10 protein-coding genes and 1 pseudogene are annotated in these 17,405 nt (G+C 42.5%); 3 read left to right on the top strand and 8 right to left on the bottom strand.

The features are described from left to right. Positions 1 to 493: 493 nt before the first annotated feature. The 7 genes from UYC_RS0100960 to UYC_RS0100930 form a co-directional block, all read right to left on the bottom strand. Positions 494 to 694, bottom strand: a complete 201-nt coding sequence (locus tag UYC_RS0100960) for a hypothetical protein (RefSeq protein ID WP_026087660.1) — start codon at positions 692 to 694, stop codon at positions 494 to 496. A gap of 181 nt (positions 695 to 875) precedes the next feature. Then, positions 876 to 2,537: a response regulator gene (locus tag UYC_RS0100955; RefSeq protein ID WP_016879197.1), complete on the bottom strand. Its 1,662-nt coding sequence runs from the start codon at positions 2,535 to 2,537 to the stop codon at positions 876 to 878. Between the two features lie 232 nt (positions 2,538 to 2,769). Next, positions 2,770 to 4,944, bottom strand: coding sequence for an AGE family epimerase/isomerase (locus UYC_RS0100950; protein ID WP_016877524.1), 2,175 nt, complete (start codon positions 4,942 to 4,944; stop codon positions 2,770 to 2,772). 38 nt (positions 4,945 to 4,982) lie between these two features. Beyond that, positions 4,983 to 7,100, bottom strand: a complete 2,118-nt coding sequence (gene glgX, locus UYC_RS0100945) for a glycogen debranching protein GlgX (RefSeq protein ID WP_016877523.1) — start codon at positions 7,098 to 7,100, stop codon at positions 4,983 to 4,985. 395 nt (positions 7,101 to 7,495) lie between these two features. After that, the gene (locus UYC_RS39810) at positions 7,496 to 7,624 is read right to left on the bottom strand and encodes a hypothetical protein (RefSeq protein WP_268744016.1); all 129 of its coding nucleotides are present in this window, start codon (positions 7,622 to 7,624) and stop codon (positions 7,496 to 7,498) included. Positions 7,625 to 7,811: 187 nt separating this feature from the next. After that, positions 7,812 to 8,441 (bottom strand): DJ-1/PfpI family protein, encoded by a 630-nt coding sequence (locus UYC_RS0100935; protein WP_016877521.1) that lies wholly within the window; start codon positions 8,439 to 8,441, stop codon positions 7,812 to 7,814. 626 nt (positions 8,442 to 9,067) lie between these two features. Beyond that, positions 9,068 to 9,391 (bottom strand): hypothetical protein, encoded by a 324-nt coding sequence (locus UYC_RS0100930; protein ID WP_016877520.1) that lies wholly within the window; start codon positions 9,389 to 9,391, stop codon positions 9,068 to 9,070. A gap of 2,024 nt (positions 9,392 to 11,415) precedes the next feature. Here UYC_RS0100930 and UYC_RS37080 point away from each other — a divergent pair. The 3 genes and pseudogenes from UYC_RS37080 to UYC_RS0100915 all read left to right on the top strand — a co-directional run. Further along, positions 11,416 to 11,629 (top strand): annotated as a pseudogene (locus UYC_RS37080) (thiamine pyrophosphate-binding protein); the annotation flags it as partial. 73 nt (positions 11,630 to 11,702) lie between these two features. After that, a complete protein-coding gene (locus UYC_RS0100920; RefSeq protein ID WP_016877518.1) occupies positions 11,703 to 12,554 on the top strand; it encodes an iron-containing redox enzyme family protein in 852 nt (283 codons plus the stop codon). 89 nt (positions 12,555 to 12,643) lie between these two features. Beyond that, the gene (locus UYC_RS0100915) at positions 12,644 to 12,910 is read left to right on the top strand and encodes a hypothetical protein (RefSeq protein ID WP_016877517.1); all 267 of its coding nucleotides are present in this window, start codon (positions 12,644 to 12,646) and stop codon (positions 12,908 to 12,910) included. Positions 12,911 to 13,247: 337 nt separating this feature from the next. Here the strand turns inward: UYC_RS0100915 and UYC_RS0100910 are convergent, their stop codons facing one another. Next, positions 13,248 to 16,805: a WD40 domain-containing protein gene (locus tag UYC_RS0100910; protein ID WP_016877516.1), complete on the bottom strand. Its 3,558-nt coding sequence runs from the start codon at positions 16,803 to 16,805 to the stop codon at positions 13,248 to 13,250. Positions 16,806 to 17,405: the final 600 nt, after the last annotated feature.

The raw sequence follows: 17,405 nt of genomic DNA, 5'->3' as shown, positions 1-17,405 counted from the left end.
TATAGTAAGTGATCGCTCCATCAAGGAGATAATCCGAAAAGTCAGATGTTAACAGGTTAAACTGCCAACGTTACTGGACAGTTTGAGAAAACCAGAACGTGCAATGTTGAAACATTGCATTGAGAATAATTAACAGCTTATGCATACAAGCAGTCAAAGCTACCTTAGCTGGTTTTCCCTTATGGCGGAGACGCTCGTAAAACAATTAAATCGCACAGCCACTAAAGTTCCCATGTACAAAGCTGCTCGCACTTATGCCCTACCACCCCAAATTGTGCGCTTGCCACGCATCTGACCACTATCACGGTTAATGGGAGCTAAACAGACAAGGTTAGAGATCTGTTTATGACTCAAACTACCAAGATCTCTTAGTTCTACCAGCTATGTGCTCTAAATAACATCTTTTACTCTAAGTACACTTTTGAGTAAGTCCACCCGTTCACACCAAGTTAGTGTTTGACGAATCAGTGTTTGCAGTTGCTTGTTCAAGTTATTAAGTTGCTGCTTGAGTCATTAAATGTGAGCTTGAATATCTTGTTGCATTACACCTGTCATTCCAGCACTCGCAAGCTTTTTCTGCTGTAATCATTTCTACTACCTGGCGGCGACGAGTGACTAATTCACCGAGTTCTCGTGCCTGGATATCTCTTAAGGCTCTCACTTCTGGTCGGATGGCATCTGCAAAGTGCGCCAATACTGCTGCATCAATGGCATATGTCTTGGATCAAATTCTATGAAATTCTGATTGTGTAATCACTACCATATTGCGCGAGTTTTTAAACTAAACCATCTAGTTTGCGTTTAGTGACAGCTTCGCCAGATCTTCCCCTATATAGGCACATCTGTATTCAGGATTCCACAAAGATAGGAACCAGCTATAAAGATGCGAGATATTGGTGAATGAATTGAACAGCGATCGCTCCCTCACCCACCGCTGAGGCAACTCGTTTCACAGACTTATGGCGCACGTCACCTACCGCGAAAATACCCGGCACACTAGTTTCGAGAAGAAACGGATTGCGCTCTAGTGTCCATCCTTTTGGAAGTGTCCCATTCTGCATAGTGTCAGGCCCAGTCAGGATGAATCCATATTTATCGCGCTCTACAACATCTTGTAACCAGTGAGTACGTGGCATCGCACCAATAAAGGTAAAAAGGGCGTTGGTAGGGACAGTTTCAACCTCACTAGTTTCTATGTTTGCAAGAGTTATCGCCTCAAGCTTGTCTTTGCCAAATACTTCAGCAACCTGAGTCAACAATTTTACTGTTATATTGTCAGTTAATTCGATCTGATCGATCAGATACTTAGACATACTTTTCGTTAGTGAGTCACCTCGTACGAGCAGAGTCACACGCCGGGCGTATTTAGAGAGGTACATCGCAGCCTGTCCAGCTGAATTACCCGCCCCGACAATAAAAACGTCTTCGTCTTGGTAGGAAAGTGCTTCGGTGATTGCAGCTCCATAGTACACACCCGCCCCTGTCAACCTGTCAATACCAGGCACATCGAGTTTGCGATACGATACGCCTGTTGCAATCATCAGCGTATGACTGCTCAGTTCCGATCCATCTGCTAGAGTTACAATTCGATACTGACCCTCTGTACGAACGCTAGTTACTTCTTGCGGCGTAAGAATCTCTGCTCCAAACTTGTGAGCTTGTGCAACAGCACGTCTGGCTAAATCTCCCCCAGTTAGTCCAACCGGAAAACCGAGATAATTCTCAATCCGGGAACTTGTCCCCGCTTGCCCTCCTGGGGCCTCTCTTTCAATTATTACAGTATCCAGCCCCTCGGATGCCCCATAAACAGCTGCCGCTAGACCGCCCGGACCAGCACCCACGATAATCAAGTCGTAAAACGGCATTGTCGGGCGCATTTTCAGCCCTATTTTCTCGGCAATTTCAATATTTGTCGGAGCTATCAGATTTGAGCCATTGGGGAAGAGCAGTAGTGGTAGTTGTGGGACATCAGAACTGGTGGCGTAGGTAACCAGACGGTTCGCCTCATCTGATTCAACGTCCAGCCACTGGTAAGGAATATGATTACGTGCTAAAAAATCTTTGACTTGATGGGATTTGGGCGACCAGCGATCACCAATCACGCGAACGCCTTCAAAATATGGGAGAAACGATGTCTGCCAAACCTCTAGCAAATCGTTAAGCACGGGGTACAAACGCTCTTCTGGAGGGCTCCACGGCTTCAGAAGATAGTAATCAATCTTGGCCTTATTGATGGCACGAATAGCATCATCGGTATCTGCATACGCCGTAAGCAAGGCGCGTTTGGCCTGTGGAAAGATTTCCATTGCCTTTTCAAGAAACTCCACACCAGTCATCTGTGGCATCCGCTGGTCTGCCAACAATAGTGCCACTGGCTCATTGCGCAGTTTCAACTGTTTGAGTGCCTCCAAAGCCGTCGCACCAGAATCTGCTCGCAATATCCGGAAGTCGCTACCGTATTTATGCCGTAAATCGCGTTCGATAGCCCATAGGACTTGGGGGTCGTCGTCTATTGTAATTAATACAGGCTTAGCCATAAGTTCCTCATTAATTCACAAGCTACAACATTGAAAAAACAAGGCGCTGGCTCGTTTTAGCAGTTCGTTATTTAGCCCCTTAAAGTTGCTTTGGCTGACTACTAGTTGGGTTTAAAACCTCTACTTCTAACTTGAATCTTTAATAAGTATTTGAATCCCCTACTTATTGGCTTTCTTAAGTTTATTAAGGTACAAGTAAAGCTCAGTTGCAAACTAAAGAGGCTGTTAACTATCACCTAACACTAGCCATCTTGACAGTTTCATACCTATCCAACACAGTCACACCCTCACAAAATGAACTCATCTGAAGGTAATTCTTCACATGCTCAGCCGCACCAACTATATAGAATTCAACATCAGCACCCAACTTTTGCTTGTTGAAAATGAGCGATCGCAGCCCAGCGCTAGATATGCATTTCAGATTTTCTAGCATCAAGACAATGCGTTTGACTGAGTGGCTGGTTGCTTTTTTTAATTCATCCTCGAAAAGTGGTACAGCAGCTGCATCCATTAACCCACTTAAGGAAATCTTGGCGATACCTTCAGTTACATCTAATAGAGTTGCGTTGAAAAATACCTCAGTGGGAAGAATTCTGACTCTAACTTTTAGTTCATCGGTAGAGGATGGCAGTTTGATTTTGAGGTTGTTGGCATCAAAATCGAAATGCGATTGCCCATTGATCCATACATCAGCAATACGCACGCTGCCAGGTGGTAGAATATCTGGCTGAACCCGCAGAATATTATCCTTAAAGGCACCAGGCTTTGGCTTGAAGTACAAATCCATCGGCTGTTTAGTAATCAGCAGGTTTGTATAGACACAAGCCAAGTAAGCCAGCTCGAAGGAGTGATAACCACTCATCGAGTGGCTGCCCTTGCCTCGCTCAGTTCCCAGCAGATAGGGAAGTCCATTTGCCAAAACATTGAAGTAGACACCGCCAGCTTCGTAGTCGAGGAACCAAGCGTTATAGAAAGCTGCTGATTCACGTGCCAACCGTTGATACTCAGGTTTACCAAGTGAACCAGTAAGAATTAGATAGGCTAAAATGGCTTGTTCCTGCTGCCACCAAGCTTTTCGGTCATGCCATACAAAGCGGTATATCCCTTCCCCTGGTTTTAGGGTACGCTCTACGACGTCATACCACCCTCCACGCTGACGATCGCTGCCAACTGCTGGCATGATTTCTGCAATCTTTTCAGCCAGGGCTACATATTTTTCTTTTGGTTTCAGGTGGTTCATCCGCATCAGGTTCCAGGCAATTTTGAGGTTGTGTCCGACAACGGCTCGATTCTGCTGCCACCCCCAAGTCGTGTCGTGGCTCCAATCTTCATAAAAACGTTCTTGAACGAACGGACTATACTCATAATCCGGAAAACGCTTTTCAATTGTGTCAAAGGTGTACTCAAGGAAATCGGCGTATTTGTCCTCGCCAGTCGCCAGCCATAAATTAATCAAGTAAGCTGGGGCATGATCGCCTACTGAGTTCCAGTTCTTTTTAGCGCGGTTATGACCCAAAGTCTCTGAGTAAGGGCTGAGACTAATCGGATCGATGTGTGAAAATAATCCTCCTCTTTCCGATTTGTCCAGGAAATAGTACTCAAACAGATTGACGGTCAACTCTATGTCCTTCAGAATGTGCGGATCGCCTGTAACCCGGTAAGTTTGGGTAGGACCAACCAACGCATATATCTGCTCATAAGCTGGAATAGCGTCATAATCATCCCCAAATTCTGAGGAAAATATTTTTTGCTCACTTCCATCTGGCTTCACGTCAACTGCATGATACCAATAGCAAATACCTTCACCCTCGTCGAGAAAACGCATATGTCGACGTAGGTATTCGGTTCCTTTTTCGGCAGCCTCTAGATAACGCTCTTCCCCAGTCATCATATAGGCTGTGGCAAAACCGTAAACTAGGCGCGAAATGGTGTCAGTTTCCTGACGATTGCTCTTTTCCTTTGAACCAACCAAGCCTATACCAGTGCGATATTTTCGATAATCAATTTCACCATCCTCAAACTGTGCTTTCAGGTAAAAATTGGCAAGATTTTGTATTTGCTTGATCCACCAGTCTTGCTTTTCAAAAAGATACTCGCGTTCTGTCCGACCCAGAAAGACTATACGCTTGGCTTCAAACTTATACTGATCTCCCTCAAGATAGAAAATGCCATATACGAAAATATACTGATTTGGAGCAATTCTTGACCATATCTGACCAGTGCAATCGTAGTAAGGCTCTCCCAAATTGCGCACCAACTCAGCATAGGTGTTTGAGGTCAATGCTACTTCAAAGTTCCTTCCGTCTGAGGTCTTGAGGGTGAAAGTACCATGCTCTCCTTTACTCGTGTCAAAATCAGTAACATACCCAGCGATCAGGTCTGAAAACGTAAAATCTATGTTATTCATTGAATTTTCTCCAAAATTGAAAATTGATGACCTGGAAATTATTTGGAAATTAAAATGACAACGCTACGACCCTGAACAGTACAGACATTGCCTGAAACTATAGTCTCTTTCCCCTGTTCCATAATATCCATAGGGGAAGGTTCAGCAGTGTCTACAATTTTGTACCATTCCCTACCTGTAATTGAGGGAATTTCAAAGTCGAGAGCTTCCCAATACATATTGAGCATGACGTGAATATCTGCTTCCCCTTCAAAGCCGCCCATAGTATATGCGAGAACTCTGGCATCAGGATCGCACCAACCTGGACTGAACAACTTGCTACCATGCCAAGAAATGTCCGCCAAACCACGCTCGTTAACTTCGCCACTGAAGAAACGGCTGCGGCGTAAGGCACTATGACAATAGCACTTGCGGAAATCTATCATCAGCTTGAAGAACCTGAATATATCTGAGTTCTTCTCCACAAGATTCCAGTTAAACCAACTAATTTCGTTATCTTGGCAATAGGCGTTGTTGTTGCCCTTTTGGGTACGTCTGACTTCATCACCAGCCACAAACATCGGTACGCCCTGGGAAAGGAAGAGAATGGCTGCGAAATTCTTAATTTGTCGCCGACGTAAAGCATCAATTCCTGGATCGTCAGTCTCTCCTTCAACTCCACAATTCCAGCTCAAATTATCATTAATGCCATCCTGATTATTTTCACCATTGGCTTCATTATGTTTGTAGTTGTATGAAACCAGATCGTTGAGGGTGAACCCATCATGGCAAGTAATGAAATTAATGCTGTTAATTGGTAGGTGACCAGTTGCTTGATAGAGATCGGCACTTCCGGCTATGCGTGAAGCAACTGCCCCCACTAGCCCTGGATCTCCCTTGACAAAGCGCCGGATATCATCCCGATAGTGTCCGTTCCATTCTGCCCAACGATATCCAGGAAAGTAGCCAATTTGATACAATCCGGCAGCATCCCAAGCCTCAGCAATAATTTTGGTTTCGGCTAGGGTATCAGATATTTCAATGTGCCACACTACTGGCGGATGAGCCATAGGTACTCCGTCCTGACCACGCGCGAGAATAGACCCTTCATCAAACCGGAAACCATCAACATGCATCTCTTTTACCCAAAATTCCAGAGATTCTACAATCAACTTTTCCACAATTGGGTGATTGCAGTTAAAGGTATTTCCACACCCGGTATAGTCCATATAATACTGCTTATCCCAGGGCACGAGGTGATAGTAGGTGCTATTTTCAAAGCCTTTGAAGTTGATGGTCGGACCCATATGATTACCTTCACTAGTATGGTTATAGACCACATCTAGGATGACTTCAATGTCTGCCTTATGGAGAGCCTTAACCATATCTCGAAACTCCCTGATATGGCTTCCTTCATCAGAAGCAGTACAATATGAACCTTCAGGAGCAAAGTAGCTGTGTGGGTTGTATCCCCAGTAGTCTTTCAGTCGGTTGCCGTTAACTTCTCGGACTATTTCCTTTTCATCAAAGTCAAATACTGGCAGGAGTTCAACAGCTGTTATTCCCAATTCTTTCAAGTAAGGAATCTTCTCGATAATTCCAGAGAAGGTTCCGCAGTTTTTACAGCCTGAGGAGGGAGACCTAGTAAACCCGCCAATATGTACCTCATAAATGATCGTGTCACTCATTGGTCGGTTGAGGGGGCGATCGCCTTCCCAGTCATAATCTGAGGTGTCAATCACTACACTACGCATTGAGGTAGCTAGGTTGTCTTTTGTTCCTAAAGCATCTATGCGGTTCCAAAGAGCATTGCAGTTTCCCTTGGAGTAGGGATCGATTAGTACCTTGTTCTTGTTGAAGCGGTATCCTGCGCCGTGTAAATTCTGAGGGCCGTCAACCCGGTATCCATAGCAAGTGCCTGGTGTCAACCCTTTAACAAAGATATGCCAGAAATGAAAGGTTTTATTTATTTTTGGGTTCAATTGGATAATCTGAATTGGTTCCGCGTCATCATGCTTATCGAACAACAACAGTTCCACAGATGTGGCATGTTCTGAAAAGATTGAGAAATTTACCCCGTCTTTGTATGGCGTTGCACCTAAAGGATGTTGGCTTCCTCGTTCTACTTGGTACTTAGCTGTTACTGGCTCAAGTTGATATTTAGTTGTTGCAATCATTATGCCCTTCCTTTTATTGCACAGATGAGTTGTCTATCCTGATTCAGTCAGTACGTAAGGCTCTGCAAAGGTATTGAGAAAGCAGGAGGCAACTCCTCTGCTCCTCTAAACTCTTACTCTCTACAACTGGTGTGTCTCTGCATCAGGTCAATTCACATCCTCAATCAGCAACGACGCAAATTGGTATTAGAGGTGATTTATAAAGTAATTGTTAACAAACAAATCGATTTAACATCAATTTGTCCATTGCAGCATAAACAATTGCCTCACTCACTTCCGGTAACATCTGAGAATCCGATCTGGCACGCCGATACCGCTCTAACCAATCAAATGTTCTCTCTACGACCCAACATCTGGGCAACACTTCAAAATCAAAGTAATTACGTTTAACAACCTCAACGAATGACACCATAAATTTCATCAATCACATGGGCAAACTTCTCACCACTAAAACCTACATCAACCCATATCAACTCTATATTTTCACACTCGCGTAAAACTTCTGCGAACGGGCGATCGCACACCTCAATCGGTTTTGGGTATTAGCCGAGGTAACTATAAGACAATCGACGAGCAAATGACGTTTACGTCTCTTGACGCATCTTGCCGCGCCGTCATCAAAACCTTATTTATTAACCCTCACACATTGCATTCTGATGCGAGTACGTGCTTCAATTTTGCTGTATTTAGATTTACTTTATAAATCAGCTCTTACGCACTAACTTTCTGCATTTGTTGCTTTTTAATTTCCTCTAAAAAGACACCCATGAATTCATGGGTTACGTCAGGATGTTTTGCTGCGATCAGATTACCGTCGATGTGTATTTTCTTGGTTTCATCACCCTCAAATTGGACGATTCCTCCCGCATTTTGGACGTCGTAAATCAGGTTATGAGCACAGGTGACCTTGCGGCCTCTCAGGAGTTCTGGTGCAGCACAGAATAGCCAAAGGCTGTGACAAATTGTTCCAATTTTTAAGTGATTGGTATCCATAGCTCTCACCGCTGCTCGGAGAAACTTGACGGCTGAAGACTGGTTGGGTTGACCTGGCTTTGGATTGGCTTCATAGCGAAGACGATCCATAGCATAGCCACCAATGAGAATAATGCCGTCATAATCGGTAGGCTCAACATCTTCTACTTCTGTGCAGACTGTAACCTCTTCAGTAAAATCATTGCCTTTAAAAGTCAGTTGGTCATAACCCCAAAGATGAGATATGTAGTCTATCTGGTATCCATTTTTAGGAAAGAAGTCGTTGAACCCTCGATATTCAGTTTCGTCAAAGTGAGCTTCAATGAGTACACCTATTTTTTGTTTAGGCTTGGACATTTTAGTTACCATGTTGGACTCCTTTGTAATTTAGGTTAATCACTTTCTTGTGAATGTTTTTGCGCGGCGAATTGATATGTTCCTGCTAACGCTTGATTAATTGCAGCAATTCTTCTGGTGCATAAACATTGCGATATCAGTCAGTTGCTCGCATTTTAAATAGCAACCACTTCTCTGTGACCGCGTCGCAGCCAAGTCACGTTTCCCTTGGCGATCAATTCATTTCATTTTTTTGTCGTCAACACACTTTCATTCAAAGTAGACAACTTCACCATGAAACATAATAATGGGCCAAGCCATCGTTACATTTGGTTTAGCGAGAATCGCCCATCAATTTGTCTCTCTTTGCATTCCTGCTGTTCGACTATAAAAAAGTCCATCAGCACATAGATAGATAAGATTATTAGCGTACTCAAGAGCTAGAATATCTCCCCACCCTTGTCACAAGGCTTCACAGTGGGTTGGCCAACAATCCTTGTTTTCCTTTTCTATCTGCTCTAAGCTCGACTTTATCCATTTTCTAGCAACGCGATCGCGCTTTGCTGAAACCTATATGGGGTGGTAGTTTTACTTTTTCGATTTCACCGTGAATCAGTGACATAGAAAAACTTTTTGCTCTTATTGCTAGGGTTTTTGCCCTATAAGGAGAACCTAGTTCTTAATTTTGGATAAAGTCGAGCTAAGGCATCATGTAAAAATAAGTTGTACAAAATTAATCTAGAATAAGCTGTTAGCCTTATTTCCAAATCAAAAGTGTTCAAGTTATTTTTGAAAGTTTCTTGCCATGCATAAGGAACATAAGGTATAATTGCATCTGCATTTTTGACCATTACGTGGAAATTGGGTATGCTCAAATTTCCGTTTGGATTCCCAATTTCGATGCCATCAAAATAGGTTTTGGAATTGCAATTGTTCGTTGCACATCCAATTGCCTTACTAAATAAGTTGTACTCGTCAGACATCAAATATTATGCAACGCCACGTAGAATACTGCCTTTCCATCTCGACGTGTTCTGCATAATCCGCGTTGCTCATGCCTTCTCCTCCTTTTAGTACAGCTTTTCATCAATTTGTATGGTTAAGGCTTGTAGGTTATGTTGTCTTCGTTCTCGACTTATAATCGTTATGAATTTGTGCAATTCTGTACTTAGAACTCAACCTCCCGCATACTTGAAACAAATGTGGCTGCTTTCACTACAGTTTCATAAATCAAAGGTGGTCTTTTATATGTCTAGCTTTCCAATTCAAAAAGGTTTTAGCCAGCGAAATTTAGGAAGTTAAAAACAAATTTAATTTTTTTTAGTTTTTTCTTTTTGTGGTTGTTGCATAACCAAGCTATTGCAGACTTTTGCTTTGCTCAAATTTAAAACAAAAGGATACAGAGCAACTAAATTTATCTATGGAAGTGCAAAAAAAATCAAATCGAGACCAAAATTCAATATTTAAGGCGTTCTTATTACAATTACTTGAAATTGGCTATTAATTTACATTTTTGAATTTTGTTTTTAATTTTAGAATTTAAATTTAGAATCTTCCCAGCTAGATGGTCTAACATTAATATAGAGATAGACAAAAACTTAACTACTCTTCAACCTACTTCCTGTACATTAGGAAGAGAGAAGAATGTTTTGTTTTTGACCTGCGATACATTCTGCCACTAAACGCTTAGGCATTATATTGAGTGCATTCTTACTGATTAGAAGTAAAAGACTTAAGTTCGTCCTTAATTTCCCTATCTTTGGTTGCTAAAATCTTTTAAAAATTCTAAATTTTACTGATAATTGCTTTTGGCTATTGTTTAATTTTTGATTGCTATGATTATCAACAAAAGATACATTAGATTTTTAGTACAATATTTACGCTGAATATTTTCAAGATAAGCATTTATTATAATTTTAATAAATAAAGTTAATATGTAAAATATAATTAGAAAGACATTAGTGTAGTAAATCTATGAATATTTTTTTATTCACTTGTGTTACAGTTCATGGTAAAGTCAAGGTGATATCAAAAATACCAACAGGTATCAATAATAAATGCAAAAGTATTTGCATCTAAAAGTTGAAAATAGCTTGAACAAAAAATTGTGTTCATAGTTATACTCACTAAATCGTTTGAGAAAATGTTATAAAAATCATTTAGCTGAGTTGAGTAATTTACTCCTTACTGTCATTTAAAAATATTCTTTGAATACAAAATTGTAGTTAGATAGATTTCGTAAAATCAGTTTTCTTGAACTAACAATAAGGAGGTGGTTTGTTTGTACAGGAGTCAACAAATTCTAATTCATACAAATACAGAGTTAAACGCCGCGTATAAGCGTGGTGAACTTGTCGATTAACCAAAACTACCTACATATTGGAAGAATGGGTAAATCTAGTTAGCTACCCCACCACTTGGGACTGTAAATCCCAGTCTCATAGCATAAGTCCATTTTAATGGACTAAAACTAGAATTAGTTTTCTGAGTAAATTTTGTTACTGTTGAATATAAGGACTGTAAGTCCCAGTATCATTGCGATTTGACTTGAGATATTGTCGGCAAAACCTGCCCCTACAAAAGTCTGGTTAATCTCACGGACATGATATGAGGCTTTAGAACCCAATCTACAAATTGTAGGGTATTGACTGAAACTTTAGGAATTCTTGGGGTTCATACCAATTCTATGTAGCGACCCTTAAAAAGTACTTTTGCCCTTTGGTGCTAATAATCTTTTTTGGCTGAACGTAAAGAAATGCCTAGTAATAACGCTACCGTTCCCGGAGTCCGCGATTGCGTTCTCTAGCCTTTCTAGCGGATGCCCTATAGCTAATACACAAATATGACCGATTGTCAACGCACATCCATTTACTTGACCGACTATGAGTGTTACAAATCATTCAATCAACATAAGCAATACTGAAAAGCTAGAACGAGACACCTTACCTTTGTCTAAGTCACGCCAGATCATGCCAGGCAGCAAAAGTATTCATCTGAGACTTGTTCGTCTCTTTCGGTAGCCGACTTAGTAGTCAAAATGCTGGAAGATATGGGAGTGCAATATGCGTTTGGTGTTTCGGGAGGCGCGATCGCCCCCCAGTGGCACGCACTGCAACATAGTTCAATCAAAGTATTTCACTTTCGTCACGAAAACAGGCCTGGGGATCGCTAACGCGTTAACCGAGTTGTTCGCTGCATGGTGGGAGGGTGCGAAGACAATTATCCCTGAGCAAGAAATTTTCCCACGAGTTATTTTCTCTCATTCTGCAACAACTGTAACTGAGGAAACGAAATATGCGTAATGACTTTTTAATTGACACGGAATCGGCGTGTGTTGTATCTGACGAAGTAGCAGTGAATACAGCCAACTGCACTAGGGTGCATCAACCCAGTTCTGTAGAGAGTGGGGCTGGCTTTACTGCAAAAAAGGTTGATACAGACAGCATAGCTCAAACTCAGAAGCATTTAGATAGGGCTATAGTATTAGCCTGGAAGGCTGTGAAGTCGAACAGCAGACCACCAGCCCTGACTCGTACACGTTGGGTATGGCGGCTTGCTGGTGCTTACCATTCAAGTTGCCATACCTCACGACTGATGGAAGAAGCCGCCCAGCGATTCGCTGCATCTGGTCGTAAGAATTTGGCACAGTGGGCTGTACAGAAAGCCAGAGAGGAAGCAGGCCACGACCGACTCGCTCTGCGCGATATTCAATCAATGGGATATGACGCAGAGGCTGTGGTGCAAGCGCTTGTGCCATCTCCTATAAAGGCTTTGGTAGATTACTTTATACAAAGCGTGCAGACGACCGATCCAATTGGTTGCGTTGGTTTTTTCTATACAGCCGAACGCTTAGGGACATTTATAGGGGAGGAGTACATCCAAAGTGTGGAGGCTTTGTTACCACTGGGTACTCATGCCACACGTTGGCTACGTGTACACAGCAGTGTCGGTGCCGAAGTGAAGCATATAGAGGAGACAGTTAAAGTTGTTGCAGAGCTTACTCCTGAAGAGCATATCCGCATAGCACAAGCCTGTTATGAAACCGCATTGTTACGCTTTACTCCACCCAAGGAGGGCTATATATCAGACGAGGAACTTCAGAATGTATTGAAACCGCTAGAGTTGAATACTTGCCTGCGAGTGTGAACTAATTTTCAAAAACTAAACCCGGTAAGCAAGAAGAGCTTTTCTCAGACACCCTTAACTGTACTGTTCCAACTTTAAGGAGAAGAAGGATGCAATTTCGGATTTTAGATTTTGGATTTTCGATTTTAGTATGGTTAGGTTTAGGTTCTGCCTATGAAGTTGTTTTTTCACGGATCTTTCCAAATGCAATAAAAACTGCAACTATCGAGGAGCAATCTTTAAGTCATGATTTCACCAGCAACCTCCTTGAGACTAGTTTCGATATATTGAATGGCATCGAACTAGATGATTTGGAAAGTATCATAAATGAATTCACGCAGGGATTGCCAAGTGATACCGAATTCAGTACTATGTAGACTCAGTCTACATATCTATTTAGTGGCTTAAAATTGAAACAGTTGATTACCCTGGTTGTCTAGCCCCTGTCAAGTTAGGAGCCAAAGCAGCTTCAAGGCTGGTTAGCCCTAGCTACCGTAAAGGCTAGATAGTCAGGGATTAACACTTATCGGACAAAGAAAATCTCCAGTTCGTTAAACGGAAGTTCCCCCCAAACAAAAATCGCTGATACTTATGTAGAGCAGCTAGCTGCACGGGGGAGCTTCAGATTAAACTGATGTTTCAGACAAGGTTTACGGTGGGCTGATCTCTCTCGTTGGTAAAATCTCCACTGGTTTCATATAACTGTTAAATATGCTATTTTTCACCAGCAACTGCCCCCAAAACTTTCAGCGTAGCAACCATCGCTGTAGTTAAACCTGTAACCCCCATAATGTTCATCCGCTTATATGGTTTCTCCACTTTCAGAACTTTTAAGCACTCACCTGTTGTTACCTTCCACAGTCTAATTGTCTCATCCTCACCGCTGCTTGCCAAAGTTTGATTATCCGGACAAAAAGCAACTGACCTGATCCAACCCCCTGTATGTCCTTCCAAGACTTTGAGGCATTCACCAGTGCTAAGATCCCACAACCTAACTGTGTGGTCTTGACAGCTACTCGCTAGTATTCGGCTGTCTGGGCTAAAGGCTACTGATAGTAACCACCCCGTATCTATCTGCAAAATGTTAAGGCATTCACCAGTGCTGACACTCCATAACCTTAACGTTCGATCTGTACTGGTACTTGCCAACAGCTTACCATCCGAACCAAAAGCCACTGACCAAACCCAATTCGTATGCCCCTCTAGGGTCTTGAGGCACTCACCAGTACTAACATCCCAAAGCTTGAGTGTTTCCTCCAACGCGCCGCTAGCTAGCATCATCCCTTGAGGACTGAAGGCAACTGACCAGACCTGAGCTATATGTCCCTGGCAAGTTCTTAAAGTTTGACCCGTGTTGACATCCCATATCCTAACTGTTTGGTCTTCACTGCCACTTGCTAGCTTCTGCCCATCTGGACTAAAGGCAACTGACCGAATCGCAGCATCATGTCCCTGGAAAGTCTGCAAGACTTGACCTGTATTAACATCCCACAACCTCACCGTTCGATCTTCACTGCCACTCGCTAGTGTGTTACCATCTGGACTAAAGGCAACTGACTGGATGGCAGCACCATGTCCTTGGAACGTTTTGAAGCATTGACCTGTACCGACATCCCACAACCTCACCAAAGAATCGTGACTGCCACTTGCTAGCTTCTGCCCATCTGGACTGAAGGAAACTGAGAGTACCTGATGAGTATATCCCTGAAGCGTTTTGAGGCATTCGCCAGTACGAACACCCCACAGTCGTACCATCTGATCGCAACTGCCACTAGCCACTAACTCGCCCTGTGGACTAAAGGCGACCGAATATACCCAACTGGAATGTCCGTAGAAAGTTTTGAGGCATTCACCGGTGCTAACGCTCCATAGTCTCACCGTCTGGTCAAAACTGCCACTAGCTAGAATATCACCTTGTGACCTAAATGTGACTGAGTATACTTCATTTAAATGTCCTTGGAACGTTTTAAGGCATTCACCAGTGTTGACATCCCATAACTTTATCGTCTGGTCTTCACTACCACTCGCCAGCATTTTACCATCAGGACTGACGGCAATTGACCGTATCCCATCACTGTGTCCTTGGAAAACTTTGAGGCATTCACCGATGTTAATATCCCACAACCTAACTGTGTGGTCATCACTGCCACTCGCCAGCATATGCCCATCCTTACTGAAGACAACGGAGCATACCCAACTTGTGTGCCCTTGGAATGTTGTGAGACATTGACCTGTGCAGACACTCCATAACTTTATTGTATTATCATCACTGCCACTCGCCAGTGTGTTACCATCTGGACTAAAGGCAACTGACCAAACCTCGTCATCGTGTCCTTGCAAGATTTGCAGACATTGAGCGGTGCTGACATCCCACAACTTCACAATACAGTCAACACTACTACTAGCAAGAGTTCTGCCATCGGGACTAAAGGCAAGCGATACAACCCAGTTGGTATGCCCCTTACAGGACAGAAGTTGTTTCCCATCCGAAACTTGGTACAAGCGAATCTCACCATTGGTATCACCCATAGCCAAAAGTTTGCCATCAGGGCTAAAAATTACTGACAAAACGCCACCAAAGGTATCAGCAAAAACAGACTTAGCTAGATTGGCGTTTTGGAAATTTACATCGTGCAATTTCACATTCCGCAAATCTGCCTGCCAAACACTCAAATTAGAAAAATTATAGCCCTTGAGATCAGTTCCCAAATGACAAAGCAGATTAATAATATTTCCAGCGGTATAACTTTTTTCTAGCGGTGATGTCTCTCGTAGGGTGGCTAAAATTTGAGTGAGCCGATTTTCAACACTTCTAGGGCTTCCCCCAAAGAGAACAAGCAGCCCATCTATAACTGGTTTAAGGATGAGGCGAATTTGAGTTTCCCTAACATAGTCTTTCGCTGTCGCCTTCATCAGAGCATGACACTTGAAAAGACCAAGTTTCTGAAGGAAAATTTCTGAACACACCTGATCTACTAATCTGTCAGTCACATACTCCATCACTACAGGTTGTAATGTGAAGTGTGCTGCGCTTTTTTCAACTAGCGTAGGCGAAGCCTTCTCGATTAGCGATCGCCTTACCAGAGACTCCAGTGCTTCTAGTATTTTTTTTAACGGAATTGGTGATACAAAATCTTCTTGCAACTCTAATAGCGAAACTGGCTCACGATTAATTGCCAGCCAATACATTATATCTTTTTCTAAATCTGGCAAACGCTGAAATTGCTGCTCTAAAATATCGTGAATATCGCCAAAAACAGCCGTATTCTGATGCAAAAATTCTCTTATATTACCATTAAAGACATCGAGAATAGCCGTAGCAACTATCTTTAGGGCTAATGGATTACCTGCATAGCGCTCAACTATTGCTGTACATTCCTCTTCTACTCCACATAGCCCCTTTACTTTCAAGATTCCCTGCCCATCCACCGAGTTCATACCACTTAGTGGGAATGAGCGTACCCATAGCGTTTTTCCTTCTAGTGATGCCACTTCTTTCGGTTTTTCCCGGCTTGTCAACACCAAGCAACTAGAGTGAGATGTTTCTCCCACCCGTCTGAGCAGCTCCCCATACCATTCGTATCCCTCTCGATAAAGTCCGGCTCGACTACCACCACGCAAAATCGACTCCATATTATCTAGTATCAGCAAACAGCGATACTGCCGCAAATAATCAATCAGTCGCGACACTCTGTCGCATACGCTTTCTGGTAAGTTAGCTTCTGTTTCCTGTTCATCAGACAAAAACTGGATCAGGTTAGCCAGGATCGCTTGAATTGGCGGAGCTTCTCGTAGCGATCGCCAGATAACGTACTCAAAATTATTTTTAATCTTTTCTGTAAGCTTTACTGATAGAGCTGATTTACCAATTCCCCCCATCCCCAAGATTGACACTACTCGGCAGCGATCCTTTAGGATCAATTGCTCTAAAGTAGCAAGTTCTTCTGTACGTCCGTAAAAAACGGAGGTATCAATCGCTTCTCCCCAATCTAAGTGACTTTGGGTAATGTTTGAATAGAAACTTCTATCTAGTTCTAAATTAAATGCTGCGAGAAAACGCTCAAGTGTTCGTTTGTCAACCCCTTCTTCGCGAGCCAGTACTTTCGTGATTGTGCCTGTATCTAATCCAGTGCGTTCACTCAACTCTTCAAGAGTATACCTTTCTCCAAAATTCTCCTTATTTTCTGACTCAATTCTTGCATCCCGAAGTTTCTGGCACCCTTCAAGGCTGAGAATAACACCGCGCTTACGTCTTTGTTTCTGTGTATTCATATCTGGAAACCTGTTAAATAGTTAACTATGTTTCCTAATGTTTGCTCTTCTGCTAGGTCAGCTTTGCTTGTTCTCCTTTGCTCAAAAGACTCAATCCTGCCTCTAAATTCTCAGCTATTTAAATGACAAGTTGACTGCCGTTTCCTAAGCACCGTGCTTTTATGGGTAACATCAGTGGCTTGGAACTGCCAGTACTTACTACGAACAATATTGACAGGTTAAGGCAGAGTTTAGAAGTTTATGGAGTATAAAAGAAAATTTGACTTTTCTCTAAAATTGCCAACCTCCACATAGATACAACACAACTAGACCTGATGGTATATTATCAAAAGTCTCTAGGGACTTAGATACCTTAAACTATATAATAAAACTATAAAAACTATAAAAATTTTTAGGAATGTGAGTAACCAGAGAATTTTTAAACAGAGTGCAGGCAAGGCGGTTGGTTACGAGTAATAGATTATACATAAAAATCTATGTCTTTATTCTAAAGGCGTTCTATCGCTCTTAAATCAGTTTTAGAAAAAAGAACGAATTTTCTTTATTTCAGCCAGCGATAATTGCAGTTATCGTGTCTTGGTCTTTCCAACGCTGAAGAGT

The sequence above is a fragment of the Chlorogloeopsis fritschii PCC 6912 genome (assembly GCF_000317285.1).
GTDB lineage: Bacteria > Cyanobacteriota > Cyanobacteriia > Cyanobacteriales > Nostocaceae > Chlorogloeopsis > Chlorogloeopsis fritschii.
This window is presented reverse-complemented; position numbering and strand designations above follow the sequence as displayed.

Excerpts from the sequence above, each read along its gene's own strand:
- glgX (WP_016877523.1), bottom strand. The coding sequence starts at position 7,100 with ATGATTGCAACAACTAAATATCAACTTGAGCCAGTAACAGCTAAGTAC.
- UYC_RS0100935 (WP_016877521.1), bottom strand. The coding sequence starts at position 8,441 with ATGGTAACTAAAATGTCCAAGCCTAAACAAAAAATAGGTGTACTCATT.
- UYC_RS0100950 (WP_016877524.1), bottom strand. The coding sequence starts at position 4,944 with ATGAATAACATAGATTTTACGTTTTCAGACCTGATCGCTGGGTATGTT.
- UYC_RS0100955 (WP_016879197.1), bottom strand. The coding sequence starts at position 2,537 with ATGGCTAAGCCTGTATTAATTACAATAGACGACGACCCCCAAGTCCTA.
- UYC_RS0100915 (WP_016877517.1), top strand. The coding sequence starts at position 12,644 with ATGCAATTTCGGATTTTAGATTTTGGATTTTCGATTTTAGTATGGTTA.
- UYC_RS0100930 (WP_016877520.1), bottom strand. The coding sequence starts at position 9,391 with ATGTCTGACGAGTACAACTTATTTAGTAAGGCAATTGGATGTGCAACG.
- UYC_RS0100920 (WP_016877518.1), top strand. The coding sequence starts at position 11,703 with ATGCGTAATGACTTTTTAATTGACACGGAATCGGCGTGTGTTGTATCT.
- UYC_RS0100910 (WP_016877516.1), bottom strand. The coding sequence starts at position 16,805 with ATGAATACACAGAAACAAAGACGTAAGCGCGGTGTTATTCTCAGCCTT.